The organism is Streptomyces sp. NBC_00620 (assembly GCF_026341825.1).
Classification (GTDB): Bacteria; Actinomycetota; Actinomycetes; order Streptomycetales; family Streptomycetaceae; genus Streptomyces.
Map to the genome: position 1 here is coordinate 3199195 of NZ_JAPENY010000001.1, position 25492 is coordinate 3224686.

The following is a 25492-nucleotide window of genomic DNA, read 5'->3' on the forward strand; positions in this document are numbered from 1 at the left end:
CACGATGCCGCCCCACCCGAGCCCGACCCGTCACCCCCGCTCCCGCAACACCCCCACACTCACCGCCGCCACCAGCGCCAGCCCCGCCGAGACCCCGATCGCGACGTCCGCCCCGTGCGCGAGACCCCCCGTCGACGTCACCAGCGCGATCGTCAGGGCGACCCCGGCGCAGGAGCCGATGTACCGGAACGTCTGCTGTGCGCCGGAGCCCATCGCGGCCCGGTTGGCGGGGACGGACTCGACGGAGAGAAGGGGCAGGGCGGCGTTGAGGAGGCCGCTGCCGATGCCGGAGATGACGAAGCCGGGGAGCAGGCGGGTCCAGGAGCCGGCGTCGAACGCGCCGAGCATCGTCAGGGCTCCGGTCGCGTGCAGTGCGAAGCCGAGGGCGAGCTGGTGGCGCGGTGAGACCCGGCCCGCGAGGCGCCGCGCCTGGAGTGCGACCACGAAGGACAGGCCGGACCAGAGCAGGAACAGCCAGGCCGTGTCCATCGCGGACAGGCCGAGGGTCTGCTGGAGCAGCGCCGGCAGGAAGCTGAACAGGCCGATCACCGCGAGGCCCGTGAACAGACCGCCCGCGGACGAGGCGAGGAAGCGGCGGTGGCGGAGCAGGCCGAGGTCGATCATCGGCGTACGGGTACGGCGCTCGACGAGGACGAACAGGGCGGTCAGGACGAGGAACGCCGCCAGCAGGAGGCACACCGGCGCCCGCAGCCAGCCGTCCCGGCCGAGTGTGAGCGCGGCCACCAACGCCACCAGAGCGAGACCGAAGGTGAACGCCCCGGCGAGGTCCGGCCGGCCGCCGCGCGGCGCCCGGGACTCCGTGAGCGCCCGGCTGCCCAGCGCGGCGACGGCCAGCGCGGCCGCGCCCAGGACCACGTACGCCACCCGCCAGTCGGCCAGCGCCATCGCACCCGCGAGCAGCGGGCCCGCCGCGATCCCGCCGCTGACGAACGCGCCCCACACGCCGGTCGCGCGCAGCCGGCCGCGCGGGGTCGGGAACGCGTGCACCAGCAGGCCCAGGCTGCTCGCGAGGATCGCCGCGCTCGCCGCGCCCTGCATGACGCGGGCCAGCGTGAAGAGGAGGGTCGAGTTCGCGAGCGCGCCCAGTGCCGTGGTGATGCCGAGTGCGACCGTGCCTGCCAGGAACATCCGGCGGCGCCCGTAGTCGTCCGCGAGGCTGCCCGCGACCAGGAGCAGTGCGGCCAGGCCCAGCGGGGTGCCGTTGATCAGCCAGGCCTGGGCGGAGACCGGGGTGTGCAGGGTGGCCGCGGTGGCGGGGAGGGTGACCATCGGCGCCGTGTAGTTCATCAGGGTCACGGCGGTGGCGGCGCTGGTGAGGGCGAGGGTGCGGCCCGCGGACGGCGGCGTGCTCTCCCGGGTGGGCGCTGCCTCCACGGTGGCGACGGCGCCGCGGTCGAGCTCTGACATGACCTGCCCTGCCTTTCGGGCGAGTGGAGAGGACGGAAGGTGAGCCGGGATTCAGTAGGTCTGTTCACTGAACCGAGGCATGTGTGCCGACCATAGCATCTAGGTTCGGTCATTGAACCAACCCGGCGAAAATTGGTTACAGTGAGGCCATGGCTCTGGGCAAGGACTATCCGACGCAGCAGTGCTCGATCGCCCGCGCGCTCGAGGTCGTCGGCGAGCGATGGACACTCCTCGTCATGCGCGACGCGCTCTACGGCGTACGGCGCTACAACGACTTCCTCGTCCACCTCGGCATCCCGCGCGCCGTCCTCGCGGCCCGCCTCCAGACGCTCACCGCCGAGGGCATCCTCGAAAAACGCCGCTACCAGGAGTCACCCCCGCGCGACGAGTACGTCGTGACCGACCGCGGCGCCGCCCTGTGGCCCACCCTGCGGTCCCTGGGCCTGTGGGGCCGCGAGCAATACGCGGAGACCCAGCTGCGCTACTTCCGGCACGCGGCCTGCGGTACGGAACTCGGGCCGTACGGCGAATGCCCCGCCTGCGGAACCCTCGTACCGGTCCCGGACGTAGTAATGACACCGGGACCCGGACTCGATCAGCGGCCGGCGGATCCCGTAAGCCGGGCACTGCTCAAGCCCAAGCGCCTCCTTGAGCCGATCGAGACGGATCCCGTATAACAGGCAAGAACAGGCAGGAACAACGCACAGGGAACCGAGAGGGGGAGCAGCCGATGATCCGAGCGCGAGCCCGAGCCCGGGGCATCATGCGTCCCGCCTCCCTGCTGCTCCTGCTGCTCGTCGAGGTCGCTCTGCTCGACTCCGGCAGCCTCGTCGCCGCCGTCGCCGTCGCGTTCACCGCGACCGCCGCGGCCGGCTCCGCACTCGCCGTCTGTGCGCTCATCGGCTCGCGCTGCGCGCCCGCCGTGCCGCGTACGCGCGTACGGACGGCCATCCGCGACCGCGAGCACCGTACGGCGTTCCTGCCCCAGCGTGATCCCGACGCGGCGGGGCGTTCACGTCCCCGGGCGCCGGGGCGTGCCCTCCTGACGGCCGCCGCGTAGGGCACCTCTTTCCCTGAGCAGACCCCGCGTGGGTCGTCATGCCGCCATCTCGTACTTCCGGCACGACGAGACCCTCGGAGGGCTCACCCATGTCCACGTTCCTGTCCGCTTTCGCACGCCTCGTCGAGCAGCTCGCCGACCTGCTCCAACCGTTGTTCCACGCCTCCGCGGCGGCCGCCGCGATCGTCCTGTTCACCGCGTTCGTACGACTTCTCGTGCATCCCCTGTCCCGGTCGGCGGCGCGCGGACAGCGGGCGCGCACCAAACTCCAGCCGCGGATCGCGGAGCTGCGCAAGAAGCACGCGAAGAATCCCGAGAAGCTGCGGACGGCGGTGCTGGAGCTGCACACGGCGGAGAAGGTGTCGCCCCTGTCCGGGATCCTGCCCAGCCTGCTCCAGCTGCCGGCCTTCTTCCTGCTCTACCACCTGTTCTCCAGCTCGACGATCGGCGGCGAGGCCAACGGCCTGCTGGCGCACAAGCTCTTCGCCGCGCCCCTCGGCGACCGCTGGGCGGACGCGCTGGGCGACGGCGGGGTCCTCGGGGCGTCGGGGCTCGTCTACCTCGCCCTCTTCGCGATCGTCGCCGCGGTCGCGACCTTCAACTACCGGCGTACGAAGCGGATGGTGGCCGCGAACGCCCCGGTGGCCGACAGCGACCAGCCGGTGCCCGGACTCGGCGCGATCACCAAGGTCATGCCGTTCATGTCCTTCATCACCCTCGTCAGCGTGGCGGTGATGCCGCTGGCGGCCGCGCTGTACATGGTGACCAGCACGACATGGAGTGCGGTGGAACGGGCGTTCCTGTACCCCCTCAACACGTGAGGGTGGTCGCTTGAAGACGTGAGGGTGGTCCCAGTCCGTGATCAGGGTCTTGCGGACTGGACGCCGAGCTTGGACGATCGACCAGTCATCCGATGGCTGCACCTGTCGGACGACTGCCGCGATCGAGGGAGATTGTGATCATGAAGCTGCTGCGAGTCGGTACGGCGGGGTCTGAGCGGCCCGCGCTGCTCGATGCCGAGGGGACCCTGCGGGACCTCTCGGGGGTCGTCCCGGACATCGACGGGGCGCTGCTCGCCGACGCCGCCGCGCTCGGCCGGATCCGTTCCGCCGCCGAGGCCGGTGAACTGCCCGCGCTGGACGCGGCCGGGCTGCGCGTCGGGCCGCCGCTCGCCCGTATCGGCAAGGTCGTGTGCATCGGGCTGAACTACCACGACCACGCCCGCGAGACCGGCGCCGAGCCGCCAGCCGAGCCGGTGATCTTCTTCAAGGCGGCGGACACGGTGATCGGCCCGAACGACACGGTGCTCGTGCCGCGCAAGTCCGTGAAGACCGACTGGGAGGTCGAGCTCGCGGTCGTCATCGGCCGCACCGCGCGCTACCTGGAGTCCCACGAGGAGGCGCTCGCGCACGTCGCGGGGTACGCGGTGGCGCACGACGTCTCCGAGCGCGAGTTCCAGATCGAGCGCGGCGGGACCTGGGACAAGGGCAAGAACTGCGAGACGTTCAACCCGCTGGGCCCCTGGCTGGTGACCTCGGACGAGGTGCCCGACCCGCAGAACCTGGCGCTGAAGCTCTGGGTCAACGGCGAGCTCAAGCAGAACGGGACGACGGCCGAGCAGATCTTCCCGGTCGCCGAAGTGGTCCGGTACGTAAGCCAGTTCATGACGCTGTACCCGGGTGACGTCATCAACACCGGTACGCCGGCGGGGGTTGCCCTGGGGGCGCCGGAGCCCAAGCCGTTCCTTCGGGCCGGGGATGTGGTGGAGCTGGAGATCGAGGGGTTGGGTCGTCAGCGCCAGGAGCTGAAGGACGCCTGAGCTGTAGGAAGTTGAGGTGTACGGGGTTGGGGCGCCCCCAACCCCGTACGTACTCAGCGACTTCTCAGCCCTTAAAGCGCTCCAGCGCCGCCACCACCATCGCGTGGTCCTCCACCTGCGGCAGCCCCGACACCACCACCGTGCCGACAACTCCCGCCCCCTCGACCGCGATCGGGAACGCGCCGCCGTGCGCCGCGTACGTGTCGGGGTCGAGGCGCGAGGACTCCTCGAACGTCGTGCCCTTGGCCCGGAAGCGGGAGCCGACGAGGTAGGAGGAGGAGCCGTAGCGCTCGACGACGCGGCGCTTGCGGTCGATCCAGGCGTCGTTGTCCGGGGTGGAGCCGGGCAGGGCCGCGTGGAAGAGCTGCTGGCCGCCGCGGCGGATGTCGATGGCGACGGGGGCGGCCTGCTCGCGGGCCATGTCCACGAGCAGTGTGCCGAGTGCCCAGGCGTCGTCGTAAGTGAAGTGCGGGAGCGTCAACCGGCGCTCCTGTTCCTCCAGTTCAGGAATGCTGGGGGCGCTCACAGGGACACCACCACTCCCTCGGCGGCGGAGCGGCGGGCCGCCTCCAGGACGTCGAGGGCGGCCGCGGCCTCGTGCGCGGTGACCGGGTTCGGGCCGCCGTCGCGGAGGGCGGCGGCGACGGCCGCGTAGTACTCGGGGTACGCGCCCGGGAGGGTGGGCTCGGGCCGGCCGCCGCCCGTGAGCGGGGACTCGCCGGCGCCGACGCGGCCCCACAGGGACTCGGGCTCGATACCCCACTCCTCGTCGGTGTCCGTGGGGCGCCTGCCCTCGCGCAGGGCCGCCTCCTGCGGGTCGAGGCCGTACTTCACGTAACCCGCCTGGGAGCCCAGCACGCGGAAGCGCGGGCCGAGTTGGGCGGTGGTCGCGGAGACGTAGAGGTGGGAGCGCACGCCGTTCTCGTGGGTGATCGCGATGAACGTGTCGTCGTCCGTCTCGGCGCCCGGGCGGCGGATGTCCGACTCGGCGTACACCGAGGTCGCGGGGCCGAAGAGGACCAGTGCCTGGTCGACGACGTGGCTGCCGAGGTCGTAGAGGAGACCTCCGATCTCTGCCGGGTCGCCGGACTCGCGCCAGCCGCCCTTGGGCTGCGGACGCCAGCGCTCGAAGCGGGACTCGAAGCGCCAGGCGTCGCCCAACTCGCCCTCGGCGAGCAGCTTGCGGAGTGTCAGGAAGTCGTTGTCCCAGCGGCGGTTCTGGAAGACGGAGAGGAGCAGGCCGCGTTCGTCGGCCAGGGCGGCCAGCTCGCGGGCCTCCGCCGCCGTACCGGCGAGGGGCTTGTCGACGACGACCGGCAGGCCCGCCTTGAGGGCGGCGGTCGCGATCGGGACGTGGGTCTTGTTCGGGGACGCGATGACGATCAGGTCCAGCTCGTCGGCGCGGGCCCACAGGTCGTCGGGGGTCGCGGCGAAGCGGAGCCCGTCGCCGAACTCGGCGCGGGCCTGCTCCTGCCGCTCCGGGTTCGAGGTGACGACCGTGTCGAGGGCCAGGCCCTCGGTCGCCGCGATCAGGGGGGCGTGGAAGACGGAGCCCGCGAGGCCGTAGCCGACGAGGGCTACGCGGAGGGGGCCACCCGGGGTGCGGGGGGCGGCGGGCGTGCCGGGATCAGAACCTGTGCCAGTCATACGTCCACTTTCGCAACGCTGTTGCCAAAGTGCAAGCGCGGAGGACAATGGCGTACGTGAACAGGAACGATGCGGGGTCGGGAGCGGGTCTGCCAGGTGTACGAGGTCGGGGTCGTGGTGTGGAGGCCGGCGGCGCGGGAGTGAACCTGCTCGCCCTGCGCAGCCACAACGCCGCGCTCGTGCTCGACCTGCTGCGCACCGCCGGGCCCGCCGGCATCAGCCGTCTCGAACTCGCCGAGCGGACCGGGCTGACCCCCCAGGCCGTCAGCAAGATCACGGCCCGGCTGCGGGCCGACGGGTTCGCGGCGGAGGCGGGCCGCCGCGCCTCCACGGGCGGCAAGCCCCGCACGGTGCTGCGGCTCGTACCGGACGCCGGCCACGCCGTCGGGCTCCACCTCGACCGGGACGAGCTGACGGCCGTGCTCTGCGATCTCACCGGAGCGGTGGTCGGGGAGCGGAAGGCCCCGCTCGATCTGGGGGGCGGGGCGGACGCGGTGGTCGAGGACGCCGCGGGAGAGGTCGAGGCGCTGCTCGCGGGCGTGGCGTCTGTGCTGGGCGTGGGGGTCGCTCTGCCCGGACCTCTCGATCACACGCGAGGGGTGCTGCACCGGGTCACCGGTTTTCCGGAGTGGGACGGGTTTCCGCTGCGGGATGCCCTGGCGAGGCGGCTCGGGGTCCCGGTGGTCGTCGACAAGGACACCAACGCGGCCGCGCTGGGGCTTGCGGTCGGGGGCGGACTCGGGGCCACCGGCAACGGCTCCGGGTCCTTCGCGTATCTGCATCTCGGTACGGGGCTGGGGGCCGGGCTCGTGATCGGCGGGGCCGTGCATCGGGGAGCCCGCACGGGGGCGGGGGAGTTCGGACACCAGGTCATTCAGCTGGACGGGCCGTTGTGCGGGTGCGGCGACCGAGGGTGTGTCGAGGTCCTGTGTCTGGCCGCGGTGGCACGGGGCGCGGTGGACGAGGCGGCGCGCGTGCTGGGAGTGGCGGCGGCGAACCTGGTGGGGCTGCTGGACATTGACGTGGTGCTGCTGGGCGGGCGCACGGTGGCAGCGCACCAGGAGGACTTCGTACGGGGCGTCGGTGCGGTCCTGGATGAGCGGGCCCGGCGTGAGGGCGTGGCGGCGGGGGTTCCCGTGCGGGTCGCTCCGGGTGGGGAACGGGGGGTTGCGGAGGGGGCTGCGCAGTTGTTGTTGGGGCCGTTGTTCGGGTGGGGGGAGGGGTGAGGGGGCGGGATTTCGCCCCCTCCGCCGCCATCCATTCCCGTACCTGGAGGCGCCGCCCCCACGGGTGGGCGGGGCGCCGCTTCCGCGGACGGTTCAGATCGGATACGCCGTGTGAATGTTGCCGTCGCGGATGACGACTTCGACGACATTGGTCGTCTGCCCGCTGCCGTTCACGCCAACGGGGCTGCCGTAGTCGAAGCGGTGCAGGTGGGTGTCCTGTCCGGCCCGTGCCCGTGGGTTGGGCAGGGCGGGCGTTCCGTCGATGCCTTCCCGGAGCCGTCGGCCCAGCGCGAAGTCGTCGCCGTCCCAGAGGAAGTTGTCGTTGAACTCACCGGGCAGTGAGGGCTCGGGGCCGGTGGGGTCCGCGTTCTCCCGCACCCGGTCCTGGGCGCCGGGGCCGTGCTGGCCCTCGATGTGGTTCTCGCGTGCCGTGGTGATCCCGTGATTGCCCTCGCAGCTCACCAGACCCCAGGGATCGGTGAAGCGGAGCGGGTTGCTGACGTACGCGTGATGATTCGGCGCGGGGGCCAGGCCCAGCGGGTCGGGACTGATGTAACGGGCGTTCTCGGGGTCGTAGTAACGCCGGAAGTTGTAGCGGAGGCCTGTCTCGGCGTCGTGGTACTGCCCGGGGAAACGCAGCGGGCAGTCGACCAGGTCGCCCGAGCCGCCGAGGGCCGTGCCCCAAAGGGTGGTGCGGGCCCGCCAGGCGACGCGGCCCTTCTCGTCGACCAGTTCGGTGGGGGTGCCGACGAGGTCGGTGACGATGGCGTAGAAGCGGCGGTCGACCTCGTCCTGGTCGGTGTCCTGGTCGACCTGAAGCAGCGCGCGGTCGGTACCGGGGGCCCATTCCCAGCTTCGGGTGGGACCACCGGCGGAACTGCTCTGTTCCGCCAGGTGCGAGCCGTCCCAGGTGAAGACGGTCTCCTCCTCGGCCGACCGGCCGTCGTCGGACAGCAGGCGTTTGGCGGTACGCCGGCCGAGACCGTCGTAGACATACGCCCAGCGGCGCCCGTCCGGGGTGGTGACCTGAGTGAGCCGGTCCTCGGCGTCCCAGGTGTACGTCCACTCCCGTGCGCCGCCGGACAGCAGCCTGCGCGACTGCCGGACGAGGCGCCCCTGCGCGTCATGGACGTACGTGACGTGACCGGCCCGGCGTACGAGCGTGCCGTCGTGGACACGCTCCCCCTGCGGTCCCTCGGGTGCGTCGGCCCGGCTGAGGTTGCCCGCGGCGTCGTACGCGTAGCGCTCCGACCATCCGGTGGCGGAGACTCCCTCCACCCGGCCGAGACGGTCATGGGCGAATCGGCGCGTGCCGTGGGTCTGGTCCTCGATGGCGGTCAGGCCGCCGTCCTGCCCGTACGTGTACGAGCGGTGCAGCAGCGGTTCGCCGGACGGGTCCGCACCGTGGGCGGCCTGCCCGACGACCGTCTGGCCGGTCAGGCGGTGACCGGTGTCCCACTCCTGGGTCAGCACCGCCGTCTCGCCGAGCCGTCGCTCGGTTTCGTGCCCGGACGCCCCGTATCCGAAGGACAGTTCGTTGTCGGCGAGTTGGACCCGGACGGGGCGGTTGTTCGCGTCCCAGTCCCACCGGCTGACGGTGCCCGAAGGAGTGCGTCGCTCCACCCGCCGGCCGAGGATGTCGTACGTCGTGTGCAGCGCGCGGCCGTCGCACTCCTCGGTGACAACCCGGCCCGCCGCGTCCCGGGTGAGGGTGAGAGCTGTGTCAGGGGTGACGGCTCCGACCAGCCGGCCCGCCGCGTCATGGGTGAAGGTGGTGACCGCGTCGCCGGAGCGCCGCTCGACGATCCGCCCGCACGCGTCGCGCACGTAGGTGGTGGTCTCGCCCGCGCCGTTGGTGCGTTCGAGCAGACGGCCTGCCGCGTCGTAAGTGTAGGAAACGGTACGGCCGTTGAAGTCGGTCTCGCCCACGAGCAGGCCCGCCGGGTCGTACGTGTACGACCACACCGCGCCCGACGCGTTCGTCACGGAGGTGAGCCGCAGCTCGGTGTCGTAGACGAACCGCACGGTCGAACCGTCCGCGTCGGTACGGGCACAGAGCCGGTCGAAGTGCGTGAACGCGTGGGTGACGCTGCGGCCGTCGGGGCCGGTGTAGCGGACCGTGTTGCCCTCGCCGTCGTAGGACCAGCGCTCGCTGCTCCCGTCGGGCATGGTCCGCTCGGCGGGGCGGCCCTCAACAGTCCAGACGGTGCGCGTCGTCGCGCCGGTGGCGTCGACGGACTCGACGATGCGCCCGAAGGCGTCGCGGCTGACGCGGGTGGTACCGCCCAGCGGTGCGGTGGTGGACACGGGCAGGCCCAGCGGGCCGGACTCGACGCGGTGGGCCGCTCCCAGCGCGTTGGTGACGCTGAGGAGCCCGCCGGAAGCGTCGTAGGCGAACGTGGTGACGGCACCGTCGGGGTCCACCGTCGCCGTCGGGCGGCCCTGCTCGTCGTACGCGTAGCCACGCCGGCCGCCGGTCGGCAGGGTGATCGAAAGCGGTCGGTCGAAGGGGTCGTACTCGGCGGTGGTGGCCGTGCCGTCGGGCCTGACCACCGAAATGAGGTTACCGCGCTCGTCATAGGTGAAGCGGGACGTGTTGCCGAGCGGATCCGTCCGTGAGAGCAGCCGGTTGTACGCGTCCCACTCGGCGTACGTGGTGTTGCCGAGCGGGTCGGTCTGGGCGACGACCTGCCGGCGCTCGTTGTGCCGGTACGTGGTGGTGCGGCCCAGCGAGTCGGTGTAGCGGGTCTCCCGGGCCTCCGGGTCGTAGGCGATGGAGCAGGACAAGTAGCCGTCGGCGCCTTCGCCCCGTATACAGCGGTCCTGGTCGTCGTAGGTGAAGCGGTACCAGGAACCGTTGCGGTCGGTCCAGGACGTGATGCGTGCCTGGTCGTCGTAGGTGAGCCTGAGCGGTAGGCCGCTGGAGTTGTGGATCTCGGTGAGATGCCCGTCGGAGCTGTATCCGTAGCGCAGCAGCGTCGTGCCCTCTTCGCCCGCGGCGGGGTCGCGCAGCCGCAGCCCGACGACGCGGTCGCCCTCGGTGTCGACGTGCAGGTGGCGGCCGCCGGAGTCGTGGACGGCGATGGGCGCGCCGCTCTCGTCCCGGTCGAAGTCGATGCGCCGTCCGGCGCGGTCGGTCACCGCGGCCAGGGGGAGGGTGAACACGTCGTGGGCCGCGGGGGCTTGGCCGAGTGGCGCGAAGTGACGGATGTGGCCCGTGGTTGGGTCGGTGATGCGGATGGGTGCGCCGGGTGCGCCGTCCCAGTCCAGCGGCCAGCGCGGACCCTCCAGCGGCATCACCGAGGTGCCGGGTGTGGGGACGGGGTAGAGGAGGATCATGCCGTCGTCGGCCGCGAAGACGGCCCCGTCGCTGTCCAGTTCCAGGCGTTCGTCGAGCGTGGAGGCCCAGGACGGGCCGAACCACTGCCCCCACCGGTACGTCGACAGGTGCGTACGTCGCAGAACGAGCGGCAGGAGGCCGGGGAGCTCGACGTCGGTCTCCTCCATGAGCATCTCGCCGGAGACCATGTCGACCGGGTCGCCGTTCTTGCAGCGCGCCTTGGCGGGCTTGCTCGCGCCGGCCGCGTCGTCGGCCCCCCTGCGGAGACCGCCCCTCACCGCCTTGGCCATGCCCTTGAGTCCCATCTTGCCCAGACCCTTCATGCCCTTGGCGAGTTTGCCGAGGCTGGTGATGCCCTTGCCGCCGGGTATGCAGTCCAGTGCCGCGAACGCCACGTCCCACAGGGACGCCTGCCCCTTCGCGTATTTGTTGAGGGTGTCGGCGAGGACCACGAGGGCTGCGACCAGCAGGATCGCGCCGAGGATCGGCCCCCCGATGATCAGCGCGATGATGCCGACGACCGCGACGACGACCTTGCAGACCGTGACGATGGTGTCCCAGTTGTCGGTGAACCAGTCCCCGACCTCCTCCCACCACTTCCGATTGCGGATCCCCGCGTCGGAGGCTTCATCGATCTTGGTCTTGGCCTCCCGCGCCGCGTCCTCACGCATCTTCCGGGCGTCGGCGGCCATCTTCTTCGCCGCGTCGAGGGCGTCCTGCGCGGTGGACACGTCCGACTGGGCGGACGTCTGCGCGGTCTTGGCGTGCTGGGCGTCCCGGGTGGCGGCCCGGACCTTCGCCTCGTCCGGCTTCTCGGTGCTTTTGCTGCCGGTCGGATCGTCCTTGTACTTGTCCGCTTCCTTGCCGGCCTTCGTCACCCACGAATCAGCCGAGGACAGACGGGACTTGGCCGAAGTGAGATCGCTCTGGGCAGTACGGCCGTTGGCCAGCGCCCGGTCGGCGAGGGCCTGGGCACGCTCCAGCTTCGGCCAGTACGCCGCCAGCGCACCCCCCGCCATGTCGTACGACGTCCTCAGCTTCTTCAGCTGCTTCGGCACACCCGAAAACTGATCCTGGAACGCCTTCGCCGACTTACCCGCCCACTGCAGGACCGCTTCCTCGTCCGCCATCCCCTTGATGAGGCGGAGCGCGTCCCCCACGTCATCGGCGAAGTCGAGGAGATTCTTGGACAGCAGGCGCACCCGGTCCGGATCACCCGGCGTCGGATCCCTCTCCAGATCCAGGACATGCCAATCACTCGGCCGATTTCCCACGTTCGTCCCCCGTTGCACCGCTTCGCTCAACGCACGTATGCCGCAGCAAAGTTACTGGATCCTCCGCTCGTACACTTCGGGCGTGAACGACAACCATGTGACGCCCGGCGACGACGCTTCCCGTCGGCATCTCTGGGAGCGGCTCGGCCCGGCGGAATTGAAGCAGCTTGCCGAGTCCGGCCCGGAGGAGCTGTACGAAGCGGCGGAGCAGCTGTGTCTCCGGGCGGCCGGTGAAGGGCCCGACGGATCCGCTGCGGCGCGCACTGTCGGGCGGATTGCCGAGGCCCTTGCCGACACGCGCTCCGGTGACTGCGTGAGGTTTGCCGCGGACATCGTGGGCAGACTGCTGCCGCCCGGGTCCGCGTACCGGGAGGAAGGCGACCGGCTGCGGCGCTCGGTGGCCGCGAAGCTGGTCAAGGTCCAGCAACTGCGGGACTTGGAGGCTCTGTTCGAGGAGCTTCCGGATGGAGTGCAGGACACGGCGGTGGAGGTGCGCGCCTGCGTTCTCGGCGAGCTGGCCCTGATCGGCGCAGGGCGCGGCCGGCCCGTCCTGGACGCCTACGCGGAGACGCTGCGCGAGCTGGGGCACCCGCTGGCCCGGCTGCCCAGGACGCGGCTGGACATCGAGCACCGGTTCGGGGTGCGTGTCCGGGGCCTCGGGTCCATCAAGACCGCTGACCAGCTCCGGTCGCGTTTTCCGGAGATCCCCGCCACCGAAAACGGTGCGGCAGCCGGGCGCAGGGCCAGTGAGACCCCCGACGGCCGCCGCGCACGGGCGGCCGCTGAACCTTTCACCGTCAGCGGATGGGTGCGTGAGCCCGAGGCGCGGTTCTTCACGCTGCCGAGCCCGCTCGCCCCGGACGACTTCGCCATCTCACTCATCAAGGAACTGCCCCTGGACTGCCTGGCGGGCGAAGGCACGCGCCGAGGTGTCGCCGTCACCTGCCGGACGACGCCCGACGACGTACTCAATGAACTGTTCTCGGCGGCCTACAACGGCGGAGTGAACGGTCAGGCGCAGGGTGGCGCGTACGCCAGGCTGTACGCCTGGAACAGTCTGTACGCGCTGATGGGGCTGCCCGTCGACATCCCGTTCCTGGAAGCGGTGCTGCTCGCCGCCGACCACCGGTGGCTGCGCTTCATCGCGTTCACGGACTGGTTCCACCACGACACGTCGGACGTGGCCTTCGCCGTGCTCGATCCCACCCGTACTCGGGTCACGGTGCTGGCGGCGACCGACACCGATGCCGACGCCGACTGATCAGCGCGGAGCTCAGGCGCCGGAAGGGCTAAATCGTTTCCGCTGATCGAGGGGACCCGCACGGCCGATCGGGGCCCACGACGGGCGCGGCGTCCCGGTGCCGGCGCTCGCGTGTGGCAGGGTCACGGGCCGCTGCCCGGTACCGCTTACGCTCCCGATCGGCAAAGGCTCTTCATGCGAACGCGAACGCGAATGCGATTGAGACTGTGCACGTCCCTGCCCCTCTCCGTTACAGCTGCGGCCGCCGCTCTTCCCCTCATGCTCGCCGCGCCCGGTACGGCCGTGGCGAACCCCCGCCCGACCTGTGCCGCGCCCGACAGCCGCACCTTTCCGGTGAAGACCCGGATCCACGGGGGGCCCGCCAGTTACGACGTCGGGGGAGACTTCCGGACCTGGTACATCGACCTCACCAACACCACAGCGCACACCTGCGGCAACATCCACCCGATCGTCGTCCTCGTCGACGAGAAGCGGGCGTTGCGGCCCGAGCAGGCGCGGCTGGAGTTCTACGAGGGCGGCCGGAGCGGGGGGCAGGGCCGGGATCCGCATCCGGTCGAGTTCGAGAAGAGTGACGAGGACGAGAACGTGGGGGCGTTCGACGACGGGTTCCCGGGGTTCACGGTCGGCCCCGGACGGACGCTCACCGTGAAGGTGCGTCTCTCCGTCACCTCCGACGCGGCCGCGCCGAACGATGTCGTCGCGAACGCGGCCGTCGTCCAGCGGCACGACGACGACGGGGACTGGGTGGGGGAGTCGAACGACTACCGGTTCCGCATCGAGGACGAGGACGGGGACGTAGCAGAAGCAGAAGGGGAAGTAGGAGGAGAGGACTCGGGCGGGAACAGCGACGGTGAGATCTTGGCCGGCAGCGGCGACGGGGGCGGCGTACGCGATGAGGGGGCGGCGTCGGGTGCGGACGAGCTGGCCAGTACCGGTCCGCGGGCACCGCACGGGCTCGGCGTGACCGTGGGCGTCGGGCTGTTCGCCGCGGGGGCCGTCCTCCTTGTCGTGTCCCGGCGGTGGGTACGGCTGCGCCGGTGACCCCCGTGGGCTGCCGCCCGGGCTCGTCGGGCGGATCACCGACCGGTACGGCCATCCGCGCGACGCCCATGTCCGTGCTCGCCGGGTGCCGGCGCCGCTCGCGCTTCTGATCGCCACGGTCGGCACCTGGAGCCCGTCGCGAGCACCCCGTCTGCGACGATCCTCCCCGTGGACTACCCGAACGACCAGGCCCCCGGCGCCCCCGTCCGCTCCGGCATCCCGGAGCACGGCCGCATTCCGAAGTACTACGCGGTGAAGGCGCATATCGCCCTGCTCATCGAGGAGTTGGGCGAGGGCGGCCCGCTGCCGACCGAGCGTGATCTCGCGGAGAAGTACGAGGTCGCGCGGGAGACCGTGCGGCAGGCGCTGCGGGAGCTGTTGCTGGAGGGGAAGCTGCGGCGGCAGGGGCGTGGGACGGTCGTCGCCGGGCCGAAGCTGGAGCAGCCGCTCTCACTCGCCAGCTACACCGAGGGCGTACGGCGGCAGGGGCGCACCCCCGGCCGTACCCTGATCAGCCTCGACCGCTTCCCCTGCCCCGAGGCCCTCGCCGCCGAGGCCGGGCTGACACGCGGCGAACCCGTCTGGCACATGGAGCGTGTCCTGCTCGCCGATGACGAGCGGGTCGGGCTCGAGAGTACGTACGTCGCTGTCGCCCGCGTGCCGCACCTCGACCGCGACTTCACTCCCGACTCCTCTTTCTACGCCTACCTCCACGACCGGCTCGGCATCGCGTTCGGTGACGCAGACGAGCGCATCGAGACGGTCCTTGCCACTCCGCGCGAGGCGCTGCTCATCGGTACGCCGCCCGCGTTGCCCATGCTGCTGATCCACCGGGTCTCGCGGGACACGGCCGGGATGCCGCTGGAGCGGGTGCGGACGCTGTACCGGGGGGATCGCTTCTCGTTCACGGCCCATCTGGGCAGCTGATGGCGACCGGGCTGGATGTCGCCGGGTGTCAGCTCCGGAGCAGGCCCAACTCCCGTTCCGCAAAAGCCTGGAAGCTGCGCGGTGGGCGGCCGGTGAGGCGCTGGACCGTGTCGGTGGTGCGGTCCTCGGCGCCTTCGGCGATGGTGCGGTCCATGCCGGCGAGCATCGCGGCGAACTCGGCGGGCATGTCGGCGGCGAGACGGTCGCGCATCTGCTCGTAGGTCAGCCGGTGGTGGGTGATGGTCCGGCCGGTGACCTGGGTGAGGGTGGCAGAGATGTCGTCGTAGCCCAGTGCTTGCGGGCCGGTGATGACCAGGTCGGTGTTCGGGGCCTGCGGCTCGGTCAGCGCGTGTACGGCGACGGCGGCGATGTCGTCGGCGTCGACGAACCCGACGCGGCCCTCACCGGCGGCCGTCCGGATGGTTCCGTCCGCTCGGATCGTCATGGCGTGTGCGTGGTCGCCGGTGAAGTTCTGCATGAACCACGAGGGCCGCAGGACCGCCCACTGGGAGAACAGACCGGGCAGGGCCTGGTGAACCTGTCCCACCGCGGGGCCTCCGGCGGGGATCGCCGACGAGCTGAGCAGGACCGCGCGGTGGACGCCCGCGGCGCGGGCCTGCCGGAGGAAGGGCAGCATGACGGCTGCCGGGTCAGGAGAGCCGAGCGGCGGGATGAGATAGACCCGGTCCGCGCCTTCGAGGGCGCCGTCGAAGGACGTGGGGTCGTCCCAGTCGAAGCGGACGGGAGTGGTCCCGTCCACGGGAGTTGCCCCGTCCACAGGTGCGGCACGACGACTGGCGGCTTTCACGCGCCGTCCCGCGGCGGCCAGTTGGGCGGTGACACGGCTGCCGGTGGTGCCGGTGGCCCCGATGACCAGGGTGAACTCCGGTGACGCGTCCATCAGTTGCTCCCGGCGAAGTTGGTGGCGGGGTCCTGGACGGCGAGCGGGTTCCAGTAGTCGCGGTAGCTGGTGATGAGGCCGTTCCTGATGGTGACAACGGCGATGTAGGTCATGTCGAAGGGGTTGCCGGTGTCCACCACGCGGCCCACCCCGCGCATCTCGACCACGATGGTCTCCGGCGCGATGGTCTGGTGGATCTCGACGTAGGGGAACTCGTGGAGGTCTATGTGGTCGGGGTAGTCGCGCATGTACTCGGCGATGGCCGCCTTGCCCTCCAGCCGCTTTGGCCAGCCTTCCGGCGAGAAGGGGAACTCGAGGATCCCGTCCTCGTGCCACAGGTCGACCCACGCGGGGATGTCCTTGTCCAGCAGTAGTCGCAGGCTGTGGCGGTACAGGTCCGCCGGTGCGGTGTTCGTGGTCATGGTCATGGGGTGCTCCGTCCCGTACGATACGGACCCTGGGTCCGTTTCATATGGAGGACGATACGGACCCGGGGTCCGTTTAGCAAGAGGAGGAACCGATGCCCGAGCGCAAGCCCCGCGCCGACGCAACTCGCAACAGGGAGGCCGTCCTTGTGGCCGCCGACGCACTCTTCGCCCGTTGCGAGAGCCCTGAGTCGGTCACCATGGCCGACATCGCGGCAGCGGCCGGCGTCGGCAAGGCGACGCTCTTCCGTGGCTTCGGTGACCGCACGGGCCTGATCCACGCGCTGTACGAGACGCGGCTCGCGCCGATCAGGCTCGCCGCCGAAGAGGGGGCGCCGCCTCTGGGACCGGCCACCCCGCCGCTCCAGCGCGTCCCCGCCCTCCTCGACGCCGTCCTGTGCTTCAAGCTCGACAACCGCCACCTTGCCCTGGCGCTGGAGGGAACCGGCGGCGACAGCCCTTATGCGGCCGAGCACTACGAGCGGTGGCACGGCACGCTCCGGGCCGCGCTGGAGCAGATTCCCGGACTCGACGGCAGCGATTTCACGGCCCACGCCCTGCTTGCGGCCACCCGCGCCGACCTCGTCGAACACCTCGTCGGCCGGCAGGGGGTGACTCGCGAGGAGATGCGGGCCCAGCTGGCGGCCTTCACCGCGAGGGTCCTGGGGTCCCGGACGTCGCTGGGCTGAGTGCCCGAGCCCCCCTCGGCTTATTTTTATAACGACAACATAACGGGTCTAGCCCAAACGTGATGGGCAGTTCACCATCTGGATGCTGGGCGGTCCCTTCTGATTCCCCCCTCCCGAGGAGCGTTGCCGTTGTGAGAGTGATAGTCGTCGGAGCCGGCGTGGTGGGCACCCTGCATGCCTGGCACGCAGTGGAGCGCGGCCACGAGGTCGTGCAGATCGAGCGTGAGGCGGAGGCCCGCGGGGCCAGCCTGCGCAACTTCGGGCAGATCTGGGTCAGTGGTCGCGCCGGAGGAGAGGAGCTCGAAACCGCCCTGCGGGCAAGGGAGTTGTGGGAGTCGATCGGGGCGCGCGTCCCGGGGATCGGCTTCCGGGCGAACGGGTCCCTGACCCCGGTACGCGGCGAGCATGAACTCGCCGTCGCCGAGGCGGCCGTGGCCCGCCCCGACGCCGCCGCGCGCGGCTACAAACTGCTGACGGCGGGCGAGGCGCTCGCCGTGAACCCGGCGCTGCGGGGCACGTACGACGCCGCCCTCTACTGCGAGCGCGACGCGGCCGTCGAACCGCGCGTCGCCCAACTCGCCCTCCGGGAGGAGTTGCTGAAGTCGCCGCGCTACACCTTCCTGCCGGGGCGTGAGGTCCGGGACGTGGTGGGTGAGCACGCGGTCCGTGACGACCACGGGGATGTGCACCACGGCGACGTGGTGGTGCTGTGCACGGGGGCCTGGCTGGGCGGTCTAGTACGGGAGTTGGCGGGTCCTGAGCTTCCCGTGCGGCGCGTACGGCTGCAGATGATGCAGACCGAGCCGCTCGGCGAACCGCTCACCACCTCCGTCGCCGACGCGGACAGCTTCCGCTACTACCCGGCCTACCGCGGCGACGCGCTCGACCTGCTCAATTCCGGCCAGCCGCAGGCCGAGACGGCCGCCGCCCACCGTATGCAGCTGCTCATGGTGCAGCGCGCGGACGGCGGGCTGACCATCGGCGACACCCACGAGTACGAGCACCCCTTCGCCTTCGACACCGTCGAGGAGCCGTACGAGCACCTGACCGGCGTCGTCGAGTCCTTCCTCGGACGGCCGCTGCCGAAGATCCGGCGGCGCTGGGCCGGGGTGTACGCGCAGTGCACCGACACCGGCCGGGTGGTGCACCGGCAGCGGGTGCGGGACGGGGTGTGGCTGGTCACCGGGCCCGGCGGGCGCGGCATGACCTGCTCACCCGCCATTGCCGAGACGACCGCCGACGAACTGGGATGGTGAGGGAATTGACCCCGGAACAGACCCCGGAACAGACTTCAGAGGAAGCCGCGGACGCCGCGGAAGTTGCGGGCATACGACTCGTGGTGCTCGACATGGCCGGCACCACCGTCGCCGACGGCGGGCTCGTCGAGCGGGCATTCGCCACAGCCGCGCGGGAGTTGGGGGTCGAGCCGGACTCCGCCGACCACGCGGCGAAGCTCGAATACGTCCGCGCCACCATGGGCGAGTCCAAGATCTCCGTCTTCCGGCAGCTGTTCGGGGAGGAGTCGCTCGCCCAGCGGGCCAACTCCGCCTTCGAGAAGGCATACGGGGAGCTCGTCGACGAGGGGCTCATCGCACCGATCGACGGGGCGCGCGAGGCGATCGAGGAACTCGCCGGGTCCGGGCGGACGGTCGTGCTGACCACCGGGTTCGCCCGGGTCACCCAGGACGCCATCCTCGACGCCCTGGGATGGCGGGAGTTGGTGCCGCTCACGCTGTGTCCCGCCGACGCCGGAGGGCGCGGGCGGCCGTACCCCGACATGGTGCTCGAGGCGTTCCTGCGTACGCGGGCCGCGGAGGGCGTGCGGCAGGTCGCGGTCGTGGGCGACACCTCGTACGACATGCTCAGCGGAGTACGCGCCGGGTCCGGGGTCGTCGCCGGAGTGCTCACCGGGGCGCACGGGGGCGCGGCGCTGCGGGCGGCGGGGGCCACGGCCGTCCTCGGGTCGGTCGCCGAACTGCCCTCCCTGCTCGGGGGAGTCGGGTCATGAGCGGTGGCATCCGCTTCGAGAACGTGTCCGTCGCGTACGGCGGGACCACCGTCCTCGACTCGCTCGACCTCACCGTCGAGCCCGGCGAGGTCATGGCGCTGCTCGGGCCCTCCGGGTCCGGGAAGACGACCGCGTTGCGTGCGGTCGCCGGGTTCGTGCGGCCTGTTTCCGGGCGGGTGTTCCTCGGCGGGCGTGACGTCACCGACGAGCCGCCGTACCGGCGGGGGATCGGGATGGTCGTGCAGCAGTACGCGCTGTTCCCGCACATGCGGGTCGCGGACAACGTGGCCTTCGGGCTGAAGGCGCAGAAGGTCGCCCGGGCCGAGATTCCCGCGCGGGTCGCCGACGCGCTGGAGATGACCGGGATGGGGGAGTTCGCGCGGCGGTATCCGCGTGAGCTGTCCGGGGGGCAGCAGCAACGGGTCGCTATCGCGCGGGCGTTGGCCGTACGGCCGGGGGTGCTGCTGCTCGATGAGCCGCTGTCCGCGCTGGACGCGCAGCTGCGGTCGGGGATGTTGGGGGAACTTGCCCGGCTGCACCGGGAGTTGCCCGACGTTTCGATTCTGTACGTCACCCATGACCAGGTGGAGGCGTTGACCCTGGCGGATCGGATTGCCGTCATGGATCGGGCTCGGTTGAGGGACTGCGGTACGCCGCGTGAGCTGTACCGCAGTCCGCGTACGGAGTTCACGGCGTCGTTCGTGGGGAACGCCAACTTGCTTCCCGTGACCGTCGGTTCGGGTGTCGTCGCCTTTGCCGGTGCCGAGCTCAAGGTCGACACCGTTGACGCGGCGAGTGGGGCCTCGGCCACCCTCTGTGTACGGCCTCACCTTGTCGGGCTGGGGGCCGGGCCCAACCAGATCGTCGGGACCGTCAGTGAGGTTCAGTGGAGGGGGTCCACACATCGGCTGTACGTCGATGTGGGGGGCCACCGGGTGATGGCGGACCTGCGTGAGCTGCGGGAGCCTCCGGCGTACGGGGACTCTGTGACGCTGCACTTCGCGCCGGAGGATGCGGTGTTGCTGTCTGCAGGGGTGGCCCATGGGTAGGTCCAGTGACCCTCCGATGGAAAGTGACCCGGCGCCGGTGGCTGTGCCCACCCGTTCCGCCCTGCGGAACGATTGCCCACAGCAGGACGAGCCGGCCGGGCCAGCCGGGCGGGACCAGCGGGCCAGCCGCGACCAGCGGGACGAGCAGGGCCAGCGGGACGGGCGGGCTCCGCAGGTCCTGCGGAGCCTGCGAGGCCTGCGGAACCCGCGAGGCCTGGGGAGCCTGCGGGACGCGCAGGGCCTGCGGGACCCGCAGGCCCTCCGGAACCGTTGGGGCCAGCCGTACCTCTGGGCCCTACCCCCCATCGCCACCCTCTCCCTCCTCTTCCTCTACCCCCTCGCCCTTGTCATCCAGCAGTCCCTCCACCCCGATACCGGCGGCACCTCCCTCCAGCCCTACGCCGATGTCTTCGCGTCCTCCGCCTTCCGGGAGGCGCTGTGGACCACCGTCTGGCTGGCCGTTGCCGCCACCGTCGGGTGTCTGGTCCTCGGATTCGTCCTCGCGCTGGTGATCGCGTTCGTGCCGTTCCCCGGCGGGAAAGCCGTCGCCAAGTTCATCGACGTGTTTCTGTCCTTCCCGTCCTTCCTGATCACGCTCGCCCTCCTCTTCATCTACGGCACGGTCGGAATGGCCAACGGGCTGTGGACGGACGCGACCGGGGCGGCCGACGGGCCGTTTCAGTTCCTCGCCACTCCCTGGGGGGTGCTGCTCGCCGAGATCACGTACTTCACGCCGTTCGTGATGCGTCCGCTGCTCGGGGCGTTCTCGCAGATGGACACCGCGCAGGTGGAGGTGGCGAGTTCGCTCGGTGCGCGGCCCGCTCGCATCGTCGGGCGGGTGATCCTTCCGGAGGTGGGGCCCGCGCTCGCGGCCGGCGGCAGCCTCGTACTCGTGCTGTGTCTGAACGAGTTCGGGATCGTGCTGTTCACCGGGGCGAAGGGCGTCACGACGCTGCCGATGCTCGTCTACAGCAAGGCGATGCTCGAGTCGGACTACCCCGGCGCGTGTGTCGTGGCCGTCGTCAACGTCCTCATATCCGTGGGGCTCTACGGGATCTACCGGGTGGTGAGCCGTCGTGCTGGTGCATAGCCGTGGAGGGAAGTGGGCCACGTGGGGGATGTTCTTCCTCCTCTTCCTGCCGCTCTTCGCGCTTCCGCTCCTCGTGATCCTCGCCGCGTCGTTCGCCACGAACTGGTCGAGCGTGCTGCCGTCCGGGTTCACGACCGGGCACTACTCCGCCGCCACTCGCGGTGAGTCCCTCCAGGCCCTCACCACCAGCCTGGTCACGGCCGTCACGGCGAGTCTGCTGGCGCTCGCCGTCGGGACCTGGGCCGCTCTCGCGGCGCACGCCCTGCCGAGGCGGGCGCGACGGGTGCTCGACGCGCTGTTCGTGCTGCCCGTCGCCGTGCCGTCCGTCGTCGTCGGGCTCGCGATCCTGGTCGCGTTCTCCAAGCCGCCGCTGCTGCTCAACGGCACCCGGTGGATCGTCATCCTCGCGCACGCCGTTCTTGTCACGGCGTTCGCCCATCAGTCGGTCTCGGCGGCGATCGTGCGCCTTGACCCGGCGTACGAACAGGCCGCCGCCTCACTCGGCGCCCGGCCCTCGTACGTGCTGTGGCGGGTGCGGCTGCCGCTGCTGCTGCCCTCGCTGACCGCTGCAGCGGGGCTCTGCTTCGCCCTGTCCATGGGCGAGTTGAGCGCCACGATGATGCTCTACCCGCCGGACTGGACCCCGCTGCCGGTCCAGATCTACGCGGCCACCGACCGCGGCGCCCTCTTCACCGGCTCCGCCCTCGCGGTCGTCCTCATGACCGCCACGCTGCTCGTCCTCTTCGCCGTCTCCAGGATCCGCACCAAAGCGACTTATCGCTGACGCTCACCCATCAACTCACGACAATCTGCAGGGAGTTCACCTCGCCATGCTCAAAAACACGCACCTCAAGCCGGTCACCGCCGTTCTCGGCGCTCTCACCCTCGCCGCCACCCTCACCGCCTGCGGCGGCGACTCCGCCGCCTCCGACGAGAAGGTCGTCACCGTGTACAGCGCGGACGGCCTCAAGGGCGAGAACGGCGACGGCTGGTACGACCAGGTCTTCAAGGACTTCGAGAAGGAGACCGGGATCAAGGTCGAGTACGTCGAGGGCGGTTCGGGAGAGATGGTCCAGCGCGCCGTCCGGGAGAAGACGAACCCGCAGGCCGACGTGCTCGTGACGCTGCCCCCGTTCATCCAGCAGGCCGACGGCAAGGGGCTGCTCCAGACGTACGCGCCCAAGGGCTCCGACCAGGTCGACGGCGCCGACAAGGCCGCCGACGCCACCTGGACCTCCGTCGTCAACAACTACTTCGGCTTCGTCTACAACAAGAAGGAGCTGAGCCAGGCGCCCACGACCTGGGACGAACTGCTCGACGCCGAGTACAAGAACAAGCTCCAGTACTCGACGCCCGGCGTCGCCGGCGACGGAACCGCCGTACTCATCAAGGCGATCCACGACTTCGGCGGCAAGGACGCGGCGCTGGAGTACCTGAAGAAGCTCCAGACGAACAACGTCGGGCCCTCCGCGTCCACGGGCAAGCTCGCACCCAAGGTCGACAAGGGCGAACTGCTCGTCGCGAACGGTGACGTCCAGATGAACTACGCGCAGTCCAAGTCCATGCCGAACCTGGCCATCTGGTTCCCGCGGGCCACCGGCACGGCAGCCTCGGACGCGGGAGAGCCGACCACCTTCGCGCTGCCGTACGCCGCCGGACTCGTCACCGGCGCCCCGCACACCGAGAACGGCAAGAAGCTCCTCGACTACATGCTGACCGCGAAGGCGCAGCAGCAGGTCAGCGAGATCGGCGGCGGCTTCTCCGCGCGCAAGGACATCAAGGCCACCGACGCGAACGCCATCGCCCTCACCAAGCTGATGGACGGCGTGGAGATCTTCGAACCGGACTGGACCGACATCGACAAGAACCTCACGTCGTACGTCGAGGACTGGAAGACCGCGACCGGCAGCTGATCGCGGACGATCGCTACCCTGGGGCTACGCAGCACCGCGCACAGCAGGCACCGCGCACGTCAAGCACCGCGCAAGCGCACAAGCACGCGCACGTCAGGAGACCGCCACATGTCAGAGCGCAAGCCCATCGAATCGTGGCTCACCGACATGGACGGTGTCCTCATCCACGAAGGTGTGCCGATCCCCGGCGCCGACGCCTTCATCAAGAAGCTGCGGGAGTCCGGGAAGCCCTTCCTGGTGCTCACCAACAACTCGATCTACACCGCCCGTGACCTGCACGCCAGGCTCCAGCGCATGGGCCTGGACGTGCCGGTCGAGAACATCTGGACCTCCGCCCTGGCCGCCGCCAGGTTCCTGGAGGACCAGCGGCCCGGCGGCACGGCGTACGTCATCGGCGAGGCGGGCCTGACCACGGCGCTGCACGACATCGGGTACGTGCTGACGGACCACGAACCCGATTACGTCGTCCTCGGCGAGACCCGTACGTACTCCTTCGAGGCCATGACCAAGGCGGTCCGCCTTATCAAGGGCGGCGCCCGTTTCATCGCCACCAACCCCGACGAGACCGGCCCGTCCGCGGAGGGCCCGCTGCCCGCCACCGGCGCGGTCGCCGCGCTGATCACCAAGGCGACCGGCAAGCAGCCGTACTTCGCGGGCAAGCCGAACCCGCTGATGATGCGGACCGGCCTGAACGCGATCGGGGCGCACTCCGAGACCAGCGCGATGATCGGCGACCGGATGGACACGGACGTCCTGGCCGGCCTCGAGGCGGGGATGGAGACGTTCCTGGTGCTCACGGGGCTGACCACACCCGCCGAGATCGAGCAGTACCCGTACCGCCCCTCGAAGATCGTGAACTCGATCGCGGATCTGGTCGACCGGATCTGAACCACTACCCCGGCGTGACCTGGGCGATCTAAACCATTCAGGACCCGTACGGAGCAGTCGTGACCCTCTGGAGATGCGCCCCGGTGCCCCGAGGAGGAGTCTCCAGGTATCTGGAGGTTCACGATGCGCTCACTGCGAATCACTCTCTGTGCCGGTGCGGTGGTGGCGGCCGCGCTCGCTCCCGCCGCCTACGCGGCTGACGCGGGCGTCTGGGTGACCCCGGCCTCCCCGGCCCCCGGCAGCGACATCCAGCTGCGGGCGACGGGGTGCGCGGGGCAGACCGGCACCGCGAAATCGGCCGCGTTCGTCGCGGACGTGCAGCTCACGGGCAAGGACGGCGCACTCGTCGGCGACAGCCGCGTGCCCACCTCGCTCAAGCCCGGCACCTACGACATCAAGGTCAGCTGCGACGGCTACGACGACAAGGTCAAGGGCACGGTCACCGTCGCGGCAGGCGGCGGCCCCAGCCCCTCCGCCCCCGCCTCGCCGGTCGCACCCGTGCACGCGGGCGGCGGCGGTACCGCGCACCTCGCCCTGGTGGACGCCCGTGAGACGGGTCCCGGCACCCGGCAGGCGGTGATCGGCCTGGTCCTCGCGAGTGTCGCGGCGGTGGCCGTGGCGGTCCGCAGCGCCCGCCGGAGCCGCCACGGCGACGCCCGCGACTGACATGTCCGACAAGGAGCGCTCCTCCGCTGCCGGGCGCCTGCTCACGGGTGTCGCCTGGGCGGTACTGCTGCTCGGGCTCTGGCTGTGGGGCCGCGAGGTGACGGACGTACGGCAGGGGATATCGGCGCCGACCACCGGGGACATGGCGGCGGTCGGAAGGCCGCCCGAGGTGCGACTGCCGCCCCCGAAGCGGCCGTTGGGGGACGCGAAACCGCAGCGCCTCGACATCCCCTCGATGGGGGTGCAGGCGCCCGTCGTGGCCCGCGGACTCGATCCGCAGGGCGCGATCGATCCGCCGCCCTTCGACCAGCCGGGTGTGGTCGGCTGGTACGGCGCCGGGGCGAAACCGGGGGCGGCCGGGACCGCGCTCCTTGTGGGGCACGTCGACACCGAGACCCGGCCCGCGGTCTTCTACAAGCTCAGCGCGGTACGGCCGGGCGAGACCGTCCGGGTGATCCGCGATGACGGGACGGTCGCCGAGTTCACGGTGGACGACGTACGGGTCCTCTCCCGCGACCAGTTCGACGCCCAACAGGCCTACGGGACACGGCAGTCGGGCCGCGCGGAGCTGAGGCTGATCACCTGCGGCGGCACCTTCGACGCGACGAGCCGCACCTATACGGCGAACGTGATCGTGTCGGCGTACCTCACCGGAAGCGGACTCTGAGCCCACCAGGGTCACCAGGCCCGCGAATTACCTGGCCCGGTCGACGACCGCTCCCCCGGAGCCGCCGACCGGGCTGGTCCTCGACCGCGCGCGCACGGGCTGCGGGAGTAACCCGGCGTCCGGCACGGGAGGTACTGGGACCAATCCGCGAATATCGCGGTCCGGCCAACTGG

24 protein-coding genes are annotated in these 25492 nt (G+C 71.0%); 18 read left to right on the forward strand and 6 right to left on the reverse strand.

The window, feature by feature from the left end; translation table 11 throughout:
• Nucleotides 1–30: 30 nt before the first annotated feature.
• On the reverse strand, nucleotides 31–1428 hold the full coding sequence (locus tag OG246_RS14680) for an MFS transporter (protein ID WP_266461255.1): 1398 nt from the start codon (nucleotides 1426–1428) through the stop codon (nucleotides 31–33).
• Nucleotides 1429–1577: 149 nt separating this feature from the next.
• Between OG246_RS14680 and OG246_RS14685 the strand changes: the two genes are divergently transcribed.
• The 4 genes from OG246_RS14685 to OG246_RS14700 all read left to right on the forward strand — a co-directional run bounded on the left by OG246_RS14685 (nucleotide 1578) and on the right by OG246_RS14700 (nucleotide 4307).
• Nucleotides 1578–2105: a helix-turn-helix domain-containing protein gene (locus OG246_RS14685; RefSeq protein ID WP_266461258.1), complete on the forward strand. Its 528-nt coding sequence runs from the start codon at nucleotides 1578–1580 to the stop codon at nucleotides 2103–2105.
• A gap of 53 nt (nucleotides 2106–2158) precedes the next feature.
• Nucleotides 2159–2488, forward strand: coding sequence for a DUF6412 domain-containing protein (locus tag OG246_RS14690; protein ID WP_266461263.1), 330 nt, complete (start codon nucleotides 2159–2161; stop codon nucleotides 2486–2488).
• A gap of 101 nt (nucleotides 2489–2589) precedes the next feature.
• Complete coding sequence (locus OG246_RS14695; RefSeq protein ID WP_266464204.1) at nucleotides 2590–3309, forward strand: YidC/Oxa1 family membrane protein insertase; 720 nt, start codon at nucleotides 2590–2592, stop codon at nucleotides 3307–3309.
• Between the two features lie 140 nt (nucleotides 3310–3449).
• Nucleotides 3450–4307: a fumarylacetoacetate hydrolase family protein gene (locus tag OG246_RS14700; protein ID WP_266461266.1), complete on the forward strand. Its 858-nt coding sequence runs from the start codon at nucleotides 3450–3452 to the stop codon at nucleotides 4305–4307.
• Nucleotides 4308–4371: 64 nt separating this feature from the next.
• On the opposite strand, the gene OG246_RS14705 is transcribed toward OG246_RS14700, so the two are convergent.
• Nucleotides 4372–4833, reverse strand: a complete 462-nt coding sequence (locus OG246_RS14705; protein WP_266461268.1) for a heme-degrading domain-containing protein — start codon at nucleotides 4831–4833, stop codon at nucleotides 4372–4374.
• Nucleotides 4830–5954 carry a Gfo/Idh/MocA family oxidoreductase gene (locus OG246_RS14710; protein ID WP_266461273.1) on the reverse strand — a complete coding sequence of 375 codons (1125 nt, stop codon included), beginning with the start codon at nucleotides 5952–5954 and terminating at the stop codon, nucleotides 4830–4832. The genes OG246_RS14705 and OG246_RS14710 overlap by 4 nt, the downstream gene beginning before the upstream one ends.
• 47 nt (nucleotides 5955–6001) lie before the next feature.
• Between OG246_RS14710 and OG246_RS14715 the strand changes: the two genes are divergently transcribed.
• Nucleotides 6002–7180, forward strand: a complete 1179-nt coding sequence (locus tag OG246_RS14715) for an ROK family transcriptional regulator (RefSeq protein WP_266461278.1) — start codon at nucleotides 6002–6004, stop codon at nucleotides 7178–7180.
• Between the two features lie 93 nt (nucleotides 7181–7273).
• Here the strand turns inward: OG246_RS14715 and OG246_RS14720 are convergent, their stop codons facing one another.
• The gene (locus OG246_RS14720; protein ID WP_266461281.1) at nucleotides 7274–11794 is read right to left on the reverse strand and encodes a DUF6531 domain-containing protein; all 4521 of its coding nucleotides are present in this window, start codon (nucleotides 11792–11794) and stop codon (nucleotides 7274–7276) included.
• An 82-nt stretch (nucleotides 11795–11876) separates the two neighbouring features.
• On the opposite strand from OG246_RS14720, the gene OG246_RS14725 reads away from it, so the two are divergent.
• From OG246_RS14725 to OG246_RS14735, 3 genes are all read left to right on the forward strand, one after another.
• The gene (locus OG246_RS14725) at nucleotides 11877–13055 is read left to right on the forward strand and encodes a DUF6183 family protein (RefSeq protein ID WP_266461284.1); all 1179 of its coding nucleotides are present in this window, start codon (nucleotides 11877–11879) and stop codon (nucleotides 13053–13055) included.
• A 192-nt stretch (nucleotides 13056–13247) separates the two neighbouring features.
• Entirely contained in the window at nucleotides 13248–14096 is an 849-nt protein-coding gene (locus OG246_RS14730; protein WP_266461289.1) for a hypothetical protein, read from the forward strand.
• A gap of 168 nt (nucleotides 14097–14264) precedes the next feature.
• The gene (locus OG246_RS14735) at nucleotides 14265–15023 is read left to right on the forward strand and encodes a GntR family transcriptional regulator (RefSeq protein ID WP_266461292.1); all 759 of its coding nucleotides are present in this window, start codon (nucleotides 14265–14267) and stop codon (nucleotides 15021–15023) included.
• A gap of 28 nt (nucleotides 15024–15051) precedes the next feature.
• On the opposite strand, the gene OG246_RS14740 is transcribed toward OG246_RS14735, so the two are convergent.
• Both OG246_RS14740 and OG246_RS14745 read right to left on the reverse strand, forming a co-directional pair.
• The gene (locus OG246_RS14740; RefSeq protein ID WP_266461295.1) at nucleotides 15052–15924 is read right to left on the reverse strand and encodes an NAD(P)H-binding protein; all 873 of its coding nucleotides are present in this window, start codon (nucleotides 15922–15924) and stop codon (nucleotides 15052–15054) included.
• The gene (locus tag OG246_RS14745; protein ID WP_266464205.1) at nucleotides 15924–16346 is read right to left on the reverse strand and encodes a nuclear transport factor 2 family protein; all 423 of its coding nucleotides are present in this window, start codon (nucleotides 16344–16346) and stop codon (nucleotides 15924–15926) included. Before OG246_RS14745 ends, OG246_RS14740 begins: the two co-directional genes overlap by 1 nt.
• A gap of 98 nt (nucleotides 16347–16444) precedes the next feature.
• Here OG246_RS14745 and OG246_RS14750 point away from each other — a divergent pair, with 98 nt between their 5' ends.
• The 10 genes from OG246_RS14750 (at nucleotide 16445) to OG246_RS14795 (ending at nucleotide 25319) form a co-directional block, all read left to right on the forward strand.
• Nucleotides 16445–17038, forward strand: coding sequence for a TetR/AcrR family transcriptional regulator (locus OG246_RS14750; protein WP_266461298.1), 594 nt, complete (start codon nucleotides 16445–16447; stop codon nucleotides 17036–17038).
• A gap of 131 nt (nucleotides 17039–17169) precedes the next feature.
• On the forward strand, nucleotides 17170–18294 hold the full coding sequence (locus OG246_RS14755) for a TIGR03364 family FAD-dependent oxidoreductase (RefSeq protein ID WP_266461302.1): 1125 nt from the start codon (nucleotides 17170–17172) through the stop codon (nucleotides 18292–18294).
• Nucleotides 18295–18386: 92 nt separating this feature from the next.
• Complete coding sequence (locus OG246_RS14760; RefSeq protein ID WP_266464207.1) at nucleotides 18387–19046, forward strand: HAD family hydrolase; 660 nt, start codon at nucleotides 18387–18389, stop codon at nucleotides 19044–19046.
• A complete protein-coding gene (locus OG246_RS14765) occupies nucleotides 19043–20095 on the forward strand; it encodes an ABC transporter ATP-binding protein (RefSeq protein ID WP_266461306.1) in 1053 nt (350 codons plus the stop codon). Before OG246_RS14760 ends, OG246_RS14765 begins: the two co-directional genes overlap by 4 nt.
• A 241-nt stretch (nucleotides 20096–20336) precedes the next feature.
• Nucleotides 20337–21185 carry a 2-aminoethylphosphonate ABC transporter permease subunit gene (locus OG246_RS14770; RefSeq protein ID WP_266464210.1) on the forward strand — a complete coding sequence of 283 codons (849 nt, stop codon included), beginning with the start codon at nucleotides 20337–20339 and terminating at the stop codon, nucleotides 21183–21185.
• Nucleotides 21172–21969 (forward strand): ABC transporter permease, encoded by a 798-nt coding sequence (locus OG246_RS14775; RefSeq protein WP_266461309.1) that lies wholly within the window; start codon nucleotides 21172–21174, stop codon nucleotides 21967–21969. Before OG246_RS14770 ends, OG246_RS14775 begins: the two co-directional genes overlap by 14 nt.
• Before the next feature lie 46 nt (nucleotides 21970–22015).
• A complete protein-coding gene (locus tag OG246_RS14780) occupies nucleotides 22016–23098 on the forward strand; it encodes a 2-aminoethylphosphonate ABC transporter substrate-binding protein (protein ID WP_266461313.1) in 1083 nt (360 codons plus the stop codon).
• Nucleotides 23099–23206: 108 nt separating this feature from the next.
• Nucleotides 23207–23986 carry an HAD-IIA family hydrolase gene (locus OG246_RS14785; protein WP_266461315.1) on the forward strand — a complete coding sequence of 260 codons (780 nt, stop codon included), beginning with the start codon at nucleotides 23207–23209 and terminating at the stop codon, nucleotides 23984–23986.
• Nucleotides 23987–24109: 123 nt separating this feature from the next.
• Complete coding sequence (locus OG246_RS14790; RefSeq protein ID WP_266461317.1) at nucleotides 24110–24652, forward strand: hypothetical protein; 543 nt, start codon at nucleotides 24110–24112, stop codon at nucleotides 24650–24652.
• A 1-nt stretch (nucleotide 24653) separates the two neighbouring features.
• Nucleotides 24654–25319 (forward strand): class F sortase, encoded by a 666-nt coding sequence (locus tag OG246_RS14795; protein ID WP_266461320.1) that lies wholly within the window; start codon nucleotides 24654–24656, stop codon nucleotides 25317–25319.
• Nucleotides 25320–25492: the final 173 nt, after the last annotated feature.